The organism is Photobacterium sp., assembly GCF_033720175.1.
Classification (GTDB): Bacteria; Pseudomonadota; Gammaproteobacteria; order Enterobacterales; family Vibrionaceae; genus Photobacterium.
On record NZ_JAWWDA010000017.1, the window covers coordinates 16988 to 30887 of the forward strand.

13 protein-coding genes are annotated in these 13900 nt (G+C 49.2%); 7 read left to right on the plus strand and 6 right to left on the minus strand.

The window, feature by feature from the left end; translation table 11 throughout:
* Positions 1 to 48: 48 nt before the first annotated feature.
* Positions 49 to 1374, minus strand: a complete 1326-nt coding sequence (gene argA, locus R3289_RS16960; RefSeq protein WP_318926875.1) for an amino-acid N-acetyltransferase — start codon at positions 1372 to 1374, stop codon at positions 49 to 51.
* Positions 1375 to 1666: 292 nt separating this feature from the next.
* Here argA and R3289_RS16965 point away from each other — a divergent pair, with 292 nt between their 5' ends.
* The 3 genes from R3289_RS16965 to tcdA all read left to right on the plus strand — a co-directional run bounded on the left by R3289_RS16965 (position 1667) and on the right by tcdA (position 4258).
* Positions 1667 to 2029, plus strand: a complete 363-nt coding sequence (locus R3289_RS16965) for a DUF2850 domain-containing protein (RefSeq protein WP_318926876.1) — start codon at positions 1667 to 1669, stop codon at positions 2027 to 2029.
* A gap of 205 nt (positions 2030 to 2234) precedes the next feature.
* Positions 2235 to 3335 (plus strand): murein transglycosylase A, encoded by a 1101-nt coding sequence (mltA, locus tag R3289_RS16970; RefSeq protein WP_318926877.1) that lies wholly within the window; start codon positions 2235 to 2237, stop codon positions 3333 to 3335.
* A 113-nt stretch (positions 3336 to 3448) separates the two neighbouring features.
* Positions 3449 to 4258, plus strand: a complete 810-nt coding sequence (gene tcdA, locus R3289_RS16975) for a tRNA cyclic N6-threonylcarbamoyladenosine(37) synthase TcdA (RefSeq protein WP_318926931.1) — start codon at positions 3449 to 3451, stop codon at positions 4256 to 4258.
* A gap of 69 nt (positions 4259 to 4327) precedes the next feature.
* On the opposite strand, the gene csdE is transcribed toward tcdA, so the two are convergent.
* Positions 4328 to 4765, minus strand: a complete 438-nt coding sequence (gene csdE / locus R3289_RS16980) for a cysteine desulfurase sulfur acceptor subunit CsdE (RefSeq protein ID WP_318926878.1) — start codon at positions 4763 to 4765, stop codon at positions 4328 to 4330.
* Between the two features lie 8 nt (positions 4766 to 4773).
* Entirely contained in the window at positions 4774 to 5994 is a 1221-nt protein-coding gene (csdA, locus tag R3289_RS16985) for a cysteine desulfurase CsdA (RefSeq protein WP_318926879.1), read from the minus strand.
* Between the two features lie 418 nt (positions 5995 to 6412).
* Between csdA and R3289_RS16990 the strand changes: the two genes are divergently transcribed.
* Genes R3289_RS16990 through rlmM form a run of 4 tightly spaced genes read left to right on the plus strand, consistent with a single transcriptional unit; the run spans position 6413 to position 9486 of the window.
* Complete coding sequence (locus R3289_RS16990) at positions 6413 to 7321, plus strand: transcriptional regulator GcvA (RefSeq protein WP_318926880.1); 909 nt, start codon at positions 6413 to 6415, stop codon at positions 7319 to 7321.
* On the plus strand, positions 7314 to 8030 hold the full coding sequence (locus tag R3289_RS16995; RefSeq protein ID WP_318926881.1) for an alpha/beta family hydrolase: 717 nt from the start codon (positions 7314 to 7316) through the stop codon (positions 8028 to 8030). The genes R3289_RS16990 and R3289_RS16995 overlap by 8 nt, the downstream gene beginning before the upstream one ends.
* A gap of 37 nt (positions 8031 to 8067) precedes the next feature.
* The gene (locus R3289_RS17000) at positions 8068 to 8394 is read left to right on the plus strand and encodes a DUF423 domain-containing protein (RefSeq protein ID WP_413466717.1); all 327 of its coding nucleotides are present in this window, start codon (positions 8068 to 8070) and stop codon (positions 8392 to 8394) included.
* Positions 8395 to 8403: 9 nt separating this feature from the next.
* Positions 8404 to 9486 carry a 23S rRNA (cytidine(2498)-2'-O)-methyltransferase RlmM gene (gene rlmM, locus R3289_RS17005; RefSeq protein WP_318926883.1) on the plus strand — a complete coding sequence of 361 codons (1083 nt, stop codon included), beginning with the start codon at positions 8404 to 8406 and terminating at the stop codon, positions 9484 to 9486.
* A 146-nt stretch (positions 9487 to 9632) separates the two neighbouring features.
* Here the strand turns inward: rlmM and xni are convergent, their stop codons facing one another.
* The 3 genes from xni to R3289_RS17020 all read right to left on the minus strand — a co-directional run bounded on the left by xni (position 9633) and on the right by R3289_RS17020 (position 13813).
* Entirely contained in the window at positions 9633 to 10406 is a 774-nt protein-coding gene (xni, locus tag R3289_RS17010; RefSeq protein ID WP_318926884.1) for a flap endonuclease Xni, read from the minus strand.
* 123 nt (positions 10407 to 10529) lie between these two features.
* Positions 10530 to 11903 (minus strand): nucleotide 5'-monophosphate nucleosidase PpnN, encoded by a 1374-nt coding sequence (gene ppnN, locus R3289_RS17015; RefSeq protein ID WP_318926885.1) that lies wholly within the window; start codon positions 11901 to 11903, stop codon positions 10530 to 10532.
* A 350-nt stretch (positions 11904 to 12253) separates the two neighbouring features.
* Complete coding sequence (locus R3289_RS17020; RefSeq protein ID WP_318926886.1) at positions 12254 to 13813, minus strand: GGDEF domain-containing protein; 1560 nt, start codon at positions 13811 to 13813, stop codon at positions 12254 to 12256.
* Positions 13814 to 13900: the final 87 nt, after the last annotated feature.

Sequence of the window (13900 nt, forward strand, 5' to 3'; positions counted from 1 at the left end):
AGACGCCAGCAGTCTGTGCTGGCGTCTTTATGGCGAAGTCAAAGTTGCTCAGAGTGTTAGCGTTAAGATCTTTGACTTGCGCTGGAAGTTATACAGCGCTTTTTTCGCCATCGGTAGCTGTTCGACATTCGTTTCAATAAAACCTTGCTCACGGAACCAGTGCAGGCTGCGTGTGGTTAAAACAAACAGGTGTTTCAAGCCTTGTTCTTTGGCTTGCATGCGAAGCCGGTTAAGCAGCAATGCGCCGCGATCGCCGTCTCTGAAATCAGGATGCACCGCGACACAGGCCATTTCGGCCATTTTCTCTTCCGGGAAAGGATAGAGTGCAGCGCAGGCGATGATCAGACCGTCACGTTCAACAATTGTAAATCGCTCAATTTCTTGTTCCAGCTGCTCGCGGGAGCGCCGTACCAGGATCCCTTCTTGCTCCAGCGGATAAATAAGCTCTAAGATACCGCCAATATCGTCAATGCCCGCAGTGCGGACCTTTTCGGCACTGGCCATCACAATTTGGGTACCGATCCCGTCAAGTGAGAACAGTTCCTGGATCAACGCGCCATCTTCTTTATAGCTGATCAGATGGCTGCGAGGAACACCGGCGCGACATGCCGTGATCGCCCCGCGTAAAAAGCGTGCCGTGCCACAATCATCGTCATCGGCATCGACCAGGCGCTGTAAAGCCATTTCGGCTTCATTGGGTAACAGTTCAGAAGCCACTTCCCCCTGCTCGCTGAGCACCCCTTGTTCAGAGCAGAAGCCAATCAATTTGTCGGCCTTTAGCCGAATCGCTAATTGAGTGGCCACTTCTTCCGAGGTGAGATTGAAGCATTCTCCAGTCACTGAGCTCGCGACGGGGCCAAGCAGGACGATGGAATGCTGATCTAACTGGCGGTGAATACCATTGGTATCTATCCGGCGAATACGACCGCTATGACAATAATCGACGCCTTCATCAATGCCGAGTGGCTGCGCGATAATAAAGTTGCCACTGACGACGTTAATCTGTGCACCAGCCATTGGGGTATTGTTTAGCCCCATCGAGAAACGGGCAGTAATATCGAGCTGTAGCTGTCCCGCGGCCTGCTTAACCAGTTCTAAGGCCCGTTCGTCGGTAACCCGTACCCCGTTATGATAAGGCGTTGAATACCCTTGGCTGGTTAATAAATGCGAGATCTGGGGGCGGGCACCGTAAACCACCACAATCTGCAGCCCAAGGCTGTTAAGCAGTGCGATATCATTGACGATATTAGAAAAGTTACGATCTTCGATGGCCTCACCACCTAGCATAATAACAATGGTCTTGCCTATATGGGCATTCAAATATGGGGCCGATTGCCGAAAGCCTTTGACGAGTGCAGTGCTACGAAGCTTCAATTGATTACATCCATGCCGTAAGTAACTATGCATAAAAAATAAATGAATTCTCACAATTGTACAGATAGTAACGAAATATTTTTTGCGGTCATACCTACTCCCTCACTCTCTAATCACCTTAGTGAGAGTGAAAATGCTTTCAGGCTAGGTGATAAATTGAAAATTCAGTGACCTTGAATTGAAATTTAATGGACATAAGATCCCGTTATCGAATATCGGTCGTTAATATCGTTCCGGCTCTGTGATGGGGATCCGGTATATTACCGAGGTTATTGATGACGTATGAATGGCGATGAAAAAGGTTAGGCAACAAACATGGCAAAGCATATGTCTGGTATTGTTCACTGTGATAGGACTCATCTTCGCAGCATCACTGGCGTTAGGACTGGTTAAGGCTGACTTATTCCAACCTGAGCCGATTGCTCATATTTATGGCACCTGGGTTGAGCAGGAAGTGGCGCCGTATGCTGCCGACAGCTTTGAAATCCGACCTGCAGGGGTGTTCATTAACGGACGCCAGGTCAGTACCCACTTTGAATGGGATGGCAGTACTTTAGAGTACCGCCTGGGTGATGAAATTTATCTTTATATCTATTCATCTGAGAATCTGGTCCGGCAACAACCCGCGCATTATATTTCCACCTTCAGTCGTTAGAGGAAACCGGGTAAGTCAAATACCGTATGGTTTCCCCTGGCTTTACGATTCACCTATTCCGAAAATAAAACAAAGCCTTGACACAAAGCCTTACATAAAGTGTTAATTTCGCAAGAAGTTAACGCTTCCCAGCCGGGGAGTGTTTGCTAACATCAAGCATATTCAGCCGTCAGGCTCTTTTTCAAACTTATAGTAGGTTTCTACCGTGTTTCGTAAAGTTACAATCGCAATGTTAATTATTGGCTTAGCAGGGTGCGCTAAGCCGACTGATCGAGGCCAGCAATATATAGATGGCAATTTTGATCAGGTCTTGAATCCAGTGCCTACGGTAGAGTCAGACAAGTCGCGTGATTACAGTATGTTTGCCGAGCAGGTGGCGCAGGTGATAGCACGATCTTCGTCGATGACAAGTCAATACCAGGCGTTATATCATCAAATTGACCATTGGGCGAAGCAGAGTGGTGATCCCAGCCAGTTAGGTCAGTACGGTATTCAGATTGCTCAAATGGGCGGGGGGGATGAAAATGGCAATGTACTGTTCACCGGTTATTTTTCACCGGTTATAGAATTACGCCATCAGCCTGATGAGGTTTTCCATTACCCTGTTTATGGTATGCCGGTATGTGATGAGATCTGCCCGACCCGTGCAGAAATCTATCAGGGGGCATTGGAAGGGCAAGGGCTGGAGCTCGGCTACAGTGCATCGATGCTTGATGTGTTTATGATGGAAGTGCAGGGCAGTGGTTTTGTTCACTTCGATGATAACAATGAGTTGCAGTATTTTGCCTATAGAGGTAAGAACGACCATCCTTATGTCAGCATCGGCCGCATTTTGATTGAACGCGATGAAATACCTCGTGAGAAGATGTCACTAAAGGCGATTGAAGAGTGGGCCTCTTTGCAAGATGAAGCCACTGTGCGTGAATTGTTAGAGCAAAACCCATCCTATGTGTTTTTTCAGCCACAAAAGAGTCTCGATGTGATGGGAACGGCCGGTATTCCGCTGTTGGCACATGCTTCGGTCGCCGCGGATCGTGAGTATTTACCAATGGGAAGCGTGTTGCTGGCAGAAGTCCCTCAGCTCGATAGCGAAGGTAACTGGAACGGTCAGCATGTTCTAAAGCTGTTAATGGCGCTGGATACGGGGGGAGCGGTGAAGAAAAACCATCTCGATCTGTATCATGGTATGGGGGGGCAGGCGGGAACAGATGCCGGCCACTATAAGCACTTTGGCCGGGTATGGAAGCTGGGCTTGCAAGATAGCGGGACGGAAGCCCCATGGCTGTCTCCTGCGGCGACGAATTAATCCGGCGCCATGAACTCGCCCGGAAGCAGGGGCAACTGGACAATTAAGAGCAGAGCGCGTATAAAACGCGCTCATTCTTTATCTGAACGACTAAAAGTTATACGTCAATGACTATGCGTAAATTAGAAAATCCAGCCTCAGACAATTACAACCAGCGTTTTGGCGGCACCCGCCGTTTGTATGGCAACAGTGACGTTGAAATTCTGCGTGCCGCACACGTGTGTGTGATCGGTATTGGTGGTGTCGGCTCTTGGGCTGCAGAAGCGCTGGCGCGTTCAGGTATTGGCGAGCTGACTCTGATTGATATGGATGATGTGTGTGTCACCAACATCAACCGTCAGATCCATGCGATGACGGGTACGGTTGGTCAGAGTAAAATTGAAGTGATGGCGGAACGTATCAAGCTGATCAACCCGGAATGCCAGGTGAATCTGATTGATGATTTCATTACGCCGGAAAACATCCCTGAATATATCGACAGCCGTTTTGATTATGTGCTTGATGCCATTGACAGCATGAAACCAAAGGCGGCATTGCTGGCGTATTGTAAAAGTAACAAGTTCAAGGTGATCACCACCGGCGGTGCGGGTGGCCAGGTGGATCCGACGCAAATTCAAATTACTGATCTGACCAAAACCATTCAGGATCCGTTAGCCAAAAAGCTGCGTGATACCTTGCGTCGTCATCATAACTTCCCCAAGAACCCGAAGCGTAAATTCGGTATCGACTGTGTGTTCTCGACCGAGCAGCTGAAGTACCCGCAGGCTGATGGTTCGGTGTGTAATGTGAAAGCCACGGCCGATGGACCAAAGCGTATGGACTGTGCCAGCGGCTTTGGCGCGGCGACCATGGTGACGGCAACGTTTGGCTTTGTGGCGGTATCGCGCATTATTGCCAAACTGATTGAGAAGCATAGCAAGTAGATATGCGATCCGAGTAGCGAGACTCTAGTTTCTCGCTACTCGCTACTTTTCTCTGCTCTTGCCGAAGTGTTAGCCTTCCGCCAATGCTTTTATCTGCTCGACAATGGCTTTTAACCCATTGCCCCGCGATGGGCTGAGGTGAGCAATCAGACCGAGCTGGTCAAAATACCCATCGACATCGAATTCACGGATTTCCTCGGCGGTTTTGCCTTCATATGCGGCGAGTACCAGGCTGATCAGGCCACGGACAATGCGAGCATCAGAGTCTGCCGCGAAATGAAAGTAATTGCCGCGCGCTTCATGGGTTAGCCAGACCTGACTCTCACACCCGCTGACCCTTAACTGATCTTGCTTAAATGCCTCAGGCAATGCCGGTAGTTTCTTACCCAACTGAATCACATTGCGGTATCTGTCTTCCCATCCTTTGGCGGTCTGCATCTGCGCCACAATATCGTCAGCGGTGATCTCAGTACCAAATGGGTGTTGAGGTAGTGTCGCTTCTGTCATGAGTGTCCTTATAGCAAGCTACATGCTTTGTGGAGCGCGGCAATAAAGCGCTCGATGTCTTGTTCTGTATTATACAGGGCTAATGATACCCGCAGAGTACCTGTTAGCCTAAGGGCATCCAGCATTGGATGGGCACAGTGGTGGCCTGCTCGCAGGGCGATACCTTGTTGGTCCAATAAGGTGGCAATGTCTTGATGGTGTACGCCTTCGACGATAAACGAAAACAGGCTGGCATGATCTTGTAAGCCGACAATACGCAGATCTTCAATATCGGTGATGCCATCAATCGCCTTTTGCCGTAACCGCTGAATGTGCTGTTCGGCCCCTTCCCGGTCGAGTGATTGCAACCAGTCAATCGCCGAGGCCAGTGCCAGGCTACCCGCAACATTCGGGGTGCCGGCTTCAAACTTACCAGGCAGGGCTGAAAATGTGGTGCCGGCAAAAGAGACTTTTTCGACCATTTTTCCGCCCCCGTGCCATGGTGGCATGGCTTCAAGAATGGCTTGCTTGCCATAGAGCACGCCAATGCCGGTAGGGGCATAGAGCTTATGGCCGGAGAAGACATAAAAGTCGGCATCCATCGCCTGAACATCAACCGTTTCATGGACGATACCCTGAGCACCGTCAACAACGACGACGGCACCTTGCTGGTGGGCGGCCGCAATGATCTTTTCAATCGGGTTACGGGTGCCTGTCACATTCGTGATATGAGCGACGGCGACAATTTTGGTATTGTCGTTTAAGCGTTGGTGAAAGGCATCCATATCCAGCGTGCAGTCGGGTTTCATCGGGATCTTGACAACTTTTGCCCCGGTCTGCTCTGCCACCATTTGCCAGGGGACGATATTCGCGTGATGTTCCAGTTCACTCACGAGAATCTCATCACCGGCTTGCAGGTTCTGGCGCGCATAGGTCTGAGCAATGAGGTTGAGTGCTTCGGTGGCCCCCCGGGTCCAGATAATTTCGTTGCTAAAGCGGGCATTGATAAATTGCTGCACCGTGCTGCGGGCGCGTTCGAATTGCGCTGTCGCCGTTGCCGTCAGGCTATGACTGCCACGATGCACATTGGCATTGTGACCACTGTAATACTGCCGGATGGTTTCAATCACAACCTGAGGCTTCTGGGCAGTCGCGGCACTATCAAGATAAACCAGAGGTTGGCCATTACAGTCTTGATGTAAAGCCGGAAACTGTGGGCGAATTTGGTTGATATCAAATTGGGCAGTCATAGTGAGTCACATTGGATTATTTTAGGGGGCGATCATGCTAATTATTGGCGGTAAGAGCAAGCGGTTATCCCCATCCACCAGATAATTATACTGAAGAAGTGATTTTATCGTTGCCACAAAGGCGGGAATAAAAAAAAGCACTGTGTTGAGACACAGTGCTTAACAATAAAAACTTTGACGGATAGGTCAAAAAAACAGGAAGTAAATAGGTAGATTGACTACCAGTCCGGCACAACCCGGACAATATGCAAACACAACATCGCAGCATTGGCCTGTCGATAGTGCCAGAGAGCAAAATATCAGATGTTCAAGCCTTTGCTGCGCTCAGAATCATAGGGTTTCTATAGCACTTGAACAATGGACAATTTATAATGTTCGCCATAAAAAAAACTAATGTGTTGGCCAGTAGCGGAAAACTATGTCTAGACGATTACCACCACTCAACTCACTCAAGGTCTTTGAAGCGGCAGCCCGGCATTTAAGTTTCACTCGGGCTGCGGAAGAACTATTTGTCACACAAGCGGCGGTAAGCCACCAGATTAAAGCCCTTGAGGAGTTTCTCGGGCTGAAATTATTTCGCCGCCGTAACCGTTCATTGTTACTGACCGAGGAAGGGCAAAGCTATTTCCTCGATATAAAAGACATTTTTTCTGCTATCTCAGAGGCGACAGATAAGGTGCTTGAACGGGGGGCAAAAGGGGCGTTAACCATTAGTTTACCTCCTAGTTTTGCGATCCAGTGGCTGGTGCCGCGGCTGGCTGATTTCAATCAACACCATCCTGAGATTGATGTGCGAATTAAAGCCGTGGATCTGGACGAAGGATCGTTAACCGACGATGTTGATGTCGCGATTTATTACGGCCGTGGTAACTGGCCGGGATTACGGGCCGATAAACTGTATCAGGAATACTTGCTGCCCGTCTGCTCGCCGATGCTGCTAACCGGGCCTAAACCGCTGCGTACGCTCGATGATCTCAAGCTTCACACCCTGTTGCACGATACCTCGCGTAAAGAGTGGAAAAGCTATGTTCGCCATTTTGAGCTAACCGGTATGAACGTTAACCAGGGGCCTATTTTTAGCCACTCAACCATGGTGCTTCAGGCCGCTGTACACGGTCAGGGGATTGCGCTGGGGAATAATGTGTTAGCGCAACCAGAATTAGACGCCGGGCGCCTGGTCCGTCCCTTTGATGAAATACTGATGAGTAAAAATGCGTTCTATTTGGTGTGCCAGGAAAAACAAGCCGAGACCGGACGTATTCAGGCTTTCCGTGACTGGGTCCTAGCAAAAGCCGCCAGCGAACAAGAGGATATTACGGATGCCTAATACAGTACCGGTGACTGATGTCGAACAAGTATCCACATTGCCGACATACCTGATTGATGGCCCCCAGCAAGGCGAAGAGGCGATAGCGACCTTTCTATTTGCTCATGGTGCCGGAGCTGGGATGGATCACGAATTCATGACGGCGATGGCGCAAGGCCTCGCTAAGCATGACATCCGCGTTATCCGGTTTGATTTTCCTTATATGGTCAAACGCCGGGAAGACGGTAAAAAGCGTCCGCCTGATCGCCAGCCTAAGCTGTTGCTGGACTTCCAAAAGCATATCAATCATTTTGCTGACGGTAAGCTGGTGATTGGTGGTAAATCGATGGGCGGGCGTATGGCCAGCCTGATAGTTAGCGACATCGCGGCTGAGTCAGCTGAGGTGGAAAACTGCAGTGCGAACGTGCAGGGAGTGGCGTGTTTAGGGTTTCCTTTTCATCCGCCCGGCAAGCCGGAGAACTTTCGCGGAGAGCACTTAAAAGTCGCCACGTTACCGACCTTAATTCTGCAGGGAGAGCGAGATACCTTTGGTACCCGAGCTGAAGTTGAAGGCTGGCAGTATGCAAAATCGGTTTCTGTCAGTTTTTTACCTGATGGTGACCATAGCCTTAAGCCGCGAAAAGCGTCGGGGCATACCGAGCAGGGAAACCGCGAATTAGCGATAGAACAGTTAGCCGATTTTATTAAGGAGTGTGTGAGTGCCGGTTAAAATTATCTTACTTTTCGGAGCGTTAAGCGGTGCCGTAATGGTGGCGCTGGGAGCCTTTGCCGCTCACGGCCTGAAAGCTCAGTTGCCACCTTCTTTGCTCGATGTGTTTCAAACCGGGGTGCAATATCAGGCCTGGCATACGCTCGCGTTGATCGGATGTGGATTATGGGCACGCATTATGCCGACAAAAGCAGTACAATACGCAGCCCTGTTTTTTGCAACAGGAATTTTGCTCTTTAGCGGCAGCCTGTATGTGCTGGCGTTGACGGGAGTTAAATGGTTCGGCCCCATCACTCCGCTGGGGGGCATGTGTTTTATTATTGGTTGGGTAGCGCTTGCGGTGGCTGCCTGGCGTTCAGCTTGAGGGTTCAAAGTGAATCAAGTTATATTGTACTGTCGTCCAGGCTTTGAAAAAGAATGTGCCGGTGAAGTTCAAGACAAAGCGAACAAACTGGAGTTATATGGTTTTCCTCGGACGAAAAACAATACCGGTTATGTGGTGTTTGAATTTCATCAGCAGGGTGATGCCGAGAAATTCATTAAACTACAGCCTTTCTCTTCGTTAATATTTGCCCGGCAGATGTTTGCGGCAACAACGTTATTAACGGATTTACCGCAAGACGATCGTATTTCACCGATCCTTGAAGCGGTAAAAGATTTCCCTCGCTGTGGTGATCTGCGCATTGAAACGCCAGATACCAATGAAGCCAAAGAGCTGTTGAAATTCTGTCGTAAGTTCACGGTACCGCTGCGCCAGGCGATGCGTAAAAAAGAAGTGCTGTATGCGAAAGATAATGGATGGAAGCCAGTGCTTCATGTCTGCTTTATCGCCCCCGGCTGTTGCTATGTCGGTTACTCGCTATCGAACAACAACTCGCAGTTCTTTATGGGTATTCCGCGCCTTAAGTTTCCTTCCGATGCGCCGAGCCGTTCAACGCTAAAACTGGAAGAAGCCTTCCACGTATTTATTCCGCGTGAAGAGTGGGATGAGCGTCTGGCTTCCGGTATGTGGGCGGTTGATCTGGGTGCTTGTCCGGGGGGCTGGACGTATCAGCTGGTTAAGCGCTCGATGTTTGTACATGCGATCGATAACGGTCAGATGGCGCAGAGCCTGATGGATACCGGCCAGGTTAAGCACCATGAAGTGGATGGCTTCAAGTTTGAGCCGCCACGTAAGAATGTGACCTGGATTGTCTGCGACATGATTGAGAAACCGGCACGGGTTGCTCACCTGATGGGTGACTGGTTGATCAAGGCCTGGGCAAAAGAAGCGATCTTCAACCTCAAACTGCCAATGAAAGGCCGCTACGATGAAGTGCTGCAGGATATTGAAAACCTGAAGCATTACCTGATCCAAAATGGTGTGAAATTCAATCTGCAGGCGAAGCACCTGTATCATGACCGAGAAGAAATCACGGTCCACATCCAGCGTTTGGACAACCGTTCCCCGCATTAATGTTGAGACTGAACAATACTTGCCATTGTTGCTAAAGCGGGATTTCGTATCACGAGTGTTAAGTGAGTTCAGATAGACAATGCTGAAATACAAAAAAACGCCATCATTGCTGATGGCGTTTTTTATATCAGCGGGAGCGGCGATGATTAGCTTTGTGGCTGGTAGCGGATATCCTGCAGATTGAAGCCAAGCTGCAGATCTGTTTTCAGGGTGGCAACTTGTTTCGATGCGATGGCCAGATCATGATGCTCATCGACTTTTTTCTTCCACTTTGGCAGCAGTTCATCGGCGGCAATCATCGTTTCAAGATCAGGGTAAAGTGCCAGTAATTCGGCGGCAGCTTTCGGGCCGATACCGGGAATGCCGGGGATTTTACTGGAGCTGATCCCCGCTAATCCCCAGTAGTCAGGCAGTTGTTCCGGCTTCACCCCATACTCTTTTTCGACAAAGGGGCTATCGAGCCAGCGCTGCTGGAAATAATCACGCACCCGTAAAGTCGGGCGCAACAGCTGGCAGTAGCCTTTATCGGTTGAAATAATGGTCACCTGCTCCCCCCTGTCGGCGACTTTCAGTGCCAGTGTGGCCACTAAATCATCGGCTTCATCGCCATCCGATAACAGTGAGTCGATTCCCATGGCCATAAAGGCATCCTGTATCGCCTCCATGCCTTCAGCTAGTTCAGGCGGCATCGGCTTGCGGCCTTCCTTGTAGTGAGGCAGGAGCTCGGCACGCCATCCCCGGTCGTCGCTATGATGGTCAAAGACCGCCACAATGTGCGAAGGGATACTACTCTTAATAATCTTGCCTAATGCCTGGCAGCAAACGCGGGCGGTATTTTGCACATCCGGCTCACCGGGTTGGGCCGCATGAACACGACGAATAAGGTTTAGGGCATCAATAACAACAAGATGGATAGACATAACAACGACTGACTTTGATAAGAATAAGGGCGATACAGGCCCTTATTCTATACCTAAACCACCTCAAGATGCGAGATGGTTTGGGTGTTCCATTGCCGCGAGAGCGTGTAACCGCTGGGTGGGTTATTTTCCGTTTGGCTGGGAAGTGATGATCTCATAGCAAGGCTCATACTGGGTGCCTGGCAACTTCATTCGTTGCTGTACAACGAAATTCTTCAACAGTTTGTCCATACGCTTCATCAGTGCGATATCGCCATTGATCTTAAACGGCCCTTTTCGTTCAATGGCACGGATCCCGTCTTCTTTGACATTACCGGCAACGATGCCAGAAAAAGCGCGCCGCAAACTGGCGGCGAGGTGCTCCGGACGTTGGTTGGTGTGTAGATCCAATGTCGACATTGAATCGTGGTTTGGTTCAAACGGTAACTGGAATTCCGGCGGAATTTTCAGTGACCAGTTAAAGCTGTAAGCATCGCCAGTTGCTAAGCGGTGCTCTTTAATCAACGGCATTGATGCCTTCATGACCTGGGCGACTTTTTCCGGATCATCAATAATAATATGGTAATGTTTTTGGGCTTCTTCCCCTAGGGTGTCCTTGATGAAGGCATCAAGGGTGCGGAAATACGCTTCACTTTCTTTTGGCCCGGTCAATACCAGAGGCATTGGCTGATCTGCATTTTCCGGGTGCATTAAAATCCCCAGAATATAGAGCAACTCTTCTGCCGTACCGGCTCCGCCGGGGAAGATAATAATGCCGTGCCCGACGCGGATAAAACCTTCGAGGCGCTTTTCGATGTCAGGAAAAATCACCAACTCGTTAACAATCGGATTCGGTGGTTCAGCGGCAATGATTGACGGCTCGGTCATGCCAAGAAAACGGCTGTTGCCATAACGCTGCTGGGCATGACCGATAGCCGCGCCTTTCATTGGCCCTTCCATCGCACCGGGACCACACCCCGTACAGATATTCAGTTCACGCAAGCCCAGTTCCTGACCGACTTCTCGGGTGTATTGATATTCGATCGGATTGATCGAATGACCACCCCAGCATACAACGATGTTTGGATCTTCGCCCGAATGCAACATCTGGGCGTTACGTAAGATACTGAAAATAAAATTGGTAATATGGATAGTGCTGGTTAGGTTGAGGTTATTGTGCTGCTGTACATGCATGTTAACGTAGACGATATCACGCAGTACCGCGAACATATGCTCCTGAATTCCACGGATAATGCGGCCATCAACAAAGGCATGTTCTGGCGGGTTGATCAGTTCGAGCTTGATGCCGCGCTCACGGCGCATCACATTGACATCAAAACTTTTGTGTTTTTCCAGCAGCTCTTTTGAATTATCGGTGTGGCTGCCAGAGTTTAAGACTGCCAGTGAACAGTTTCGATACAAGCGATACAGATCACTGGATGCAGTGGCTTTCAGGCGGTCAACTTCGAGTTGCGAAAGCAGCTCCATGGATCCGACTGGACTGATATGAGTAATCATAGTTACCTCCCTGGTCACGATGAAACGGCGTTGGTGACGTCGTAAGAGAAAATCGTAGAGTAATACCCATGGGCATTAATGTTCAGTTAGTTGCTTAGGTGTCTAATACCATCAGTAAAAGTGCCAGTTATGCTGGTAGTGATTTGTCAGTAATCGCGTGCTTTCTATTTGCTCCAGAACGACATGGTGGCGAGTTGAACTAAGGCAGGAGTCAGTTGAAGATATATTAATCGGTATAAATATCAGTTAGGTATAAAGGTTGCTGCAGATTGTTAATAATTAACCGGTTGCTTTTACCATACACAGGGATAGCGGATTTGACCAGAGTTCGGTGAAAATTGGTCTTAGGGTTATAAAATCCAGATCAGGCGGTTACGGCCGGCACTTTTCGCACTGTAGAGTGCTTTTTCAGTACGTTCAATGATATCGGTCGGCGTATCGTTACCTTCAAATAAGGTGGCACCAATCGAGATTGAAATAGTGACATTTTGATCCCGGAAGCGGAAAGGCAATTGCGAAATTGACTCACGGATTTTGTTAAGACGTTTATTCCTTTCTTCTTCACTGACATCAGGCATGATCACGACAAATTCATCGCCGTCAAAGCGGGCGATGAAGTCCGTTTCTTCGAGGCACTGATGGATAGTGCGGGCAATGATCTTTAATGCTTTATCACCGGCTATATGGCCGTAACTGTCATTAATGTCCTTGAAATCGTCGAGATCAATCAATGCAACGCACAGCGGATGCTGATAGCGTAGCCAGCGACGATATTCATGTTCAAGGCGATCATTCAGTGCGGCACGGTTATAGACTTTTGTCAGGTGGTCGAGAAACATTTTACGTTCCTGATCATTGAGGCGCTGACGGTAATCCAGTGTTTGCTCAAACAAGGTGGTAACTTTATTCTCGTTATAGCTGAGTTGCTCAATCAGCATTTTTTCTCGTTTTTCCAACGCGCGGTTGCGATCGACCAAGACCTGTAACTCTTTCGTCAGTACGGTTAATGTCGGGCGCCAGCTTTCCAGGTTTTTTTGATCTTGCAGGCCTTGTTTGACAGTATTGATGACCGTCGCCAGTTCGGTGGTGAGCTCACCGTGATGTGCGTATAAGGCCGATGTCTGCCCAACATTTTGATTAGTGGTTTTTTGCAGTGTGGCCAGATCGCTGTTCACCGAATCTAAGAACTTCTGTGAGGAACGACGTTCCTGGTGGGTGCCATTGAGTACCAGGCGTAAGACTTCCAGCGACAACTCAATCAGTGTCTGTGGCGGTACACCGATCAATAATCGGTTGCGGATGGCCAGCAGTTTATCGCCGGATTCGCCATCAAAATCCAGCTCGGTGATTAAATGCTGCAGTTCATTGGTCAGCTGAAGCTGCAAATCATGATCTAGGGTGTCTTTAAGCGCCAGATTATCATTAGATGTTGATATCAGCTTCACCGAGCGCTCATACAATTCCAGTAAGCGCAGAATACGTTGGTGATTGTGGGCGAGGCTCTCTGACTTGGCACTGAGAATATTGCGCAGTTCTCGCTTGAGCTGGGCAGGTAAACCGTGGACCCGTTTCAGCGTTTCACCACTCCGGTGAATCTGTTGATCGAGACGCTGGTTTTCTTTTTCTGTGAATCCCGCTTGGCGGGTTACTAAGCGTTCAATAACAGCCAGACGGGGAATGAGTTTACTGATGTCTTTGGGTTGGTCGAGTTCAGTGCGAAGTTCAATCAGCTTAGTGTCCAGCTCACAGTCCAGTCCGCGACAGGCGACAGATAAACGAGTGATCAAGCGCTTTAAGATTACAATCTCACGGCGAGACTTCAGCGAAGCATCGCGATAAGACAATTGAGCTTGGTCCAAGCGCTGCTTCAATTTACTCACTTCCGAAGCAACGGCATTAATGTCAGTCACGTTGTTGATGAATTACCCAAAAACATAAAATTAACCTTTTTAATGAGTCGTTTACTCAGGACTGTTTGAGCCATGTTAGCAAAAAAC

Coding starts and splice junctions, on each gene's coding strand:
- tcdA (WP_318926931.1), top strand. CDS start 3,449: ATGCGTAAATTAGAAAATCCAGCCTCAGACAATTACAACCAGCGTTTT.
- R3289_RS16990 (WP_318926880.1), top strand. CDS start 6,413: ATGTCTAGACGATTACCACCACTCAACTCACTCAAGGTCTTTGAAGCG.
- csdE (WP_318926878.1), bottom strand. CDS start 4,765: ATGACAGAAGCGACACTACCTCAACACCCATTTGGTACTGAGATCACC.
- R3289_RS17000 (WP_413466717.1), top strand. CDS start 8,068: ATGGTGGCGCTGGGAGCCTTTGCCGCTCACGGCCTGAAAGCTCAGTTG.
- ppnN (WP_318926885.1), bottom strand. CDS start 11,903: ATGATTACTCATATCAGTCCAGTCGGATCCATGGAGCTGCTTTCGCAA.
- R3289_RS16995 (WP_318926881.1), top strand. CDS start 7,314: ATGCCTAATACAGTACCGGTGACTGATGTCGAACAAGTATCCACATTG.
- csdA (WP_318926879.1), bottom strand. CDS start 5,994: ATGACTGCCCAATTTGATATCAACCAAATTCGCCCACAGTTTCCGGCT.
- R3289_RS16965 (WP_318926876.1), top strand. CDS start 1,667: ATGAAAAAGGTTAGGCAACAAACATGGCAAAGCATATGTCTGGTATTG.
- xni (WP_318926884.1), bottom strand. CDS start 10,406: ATGTCTATCCATCTTGTTGTTATTGATGCCCTAAACCTTATTCGTCGT.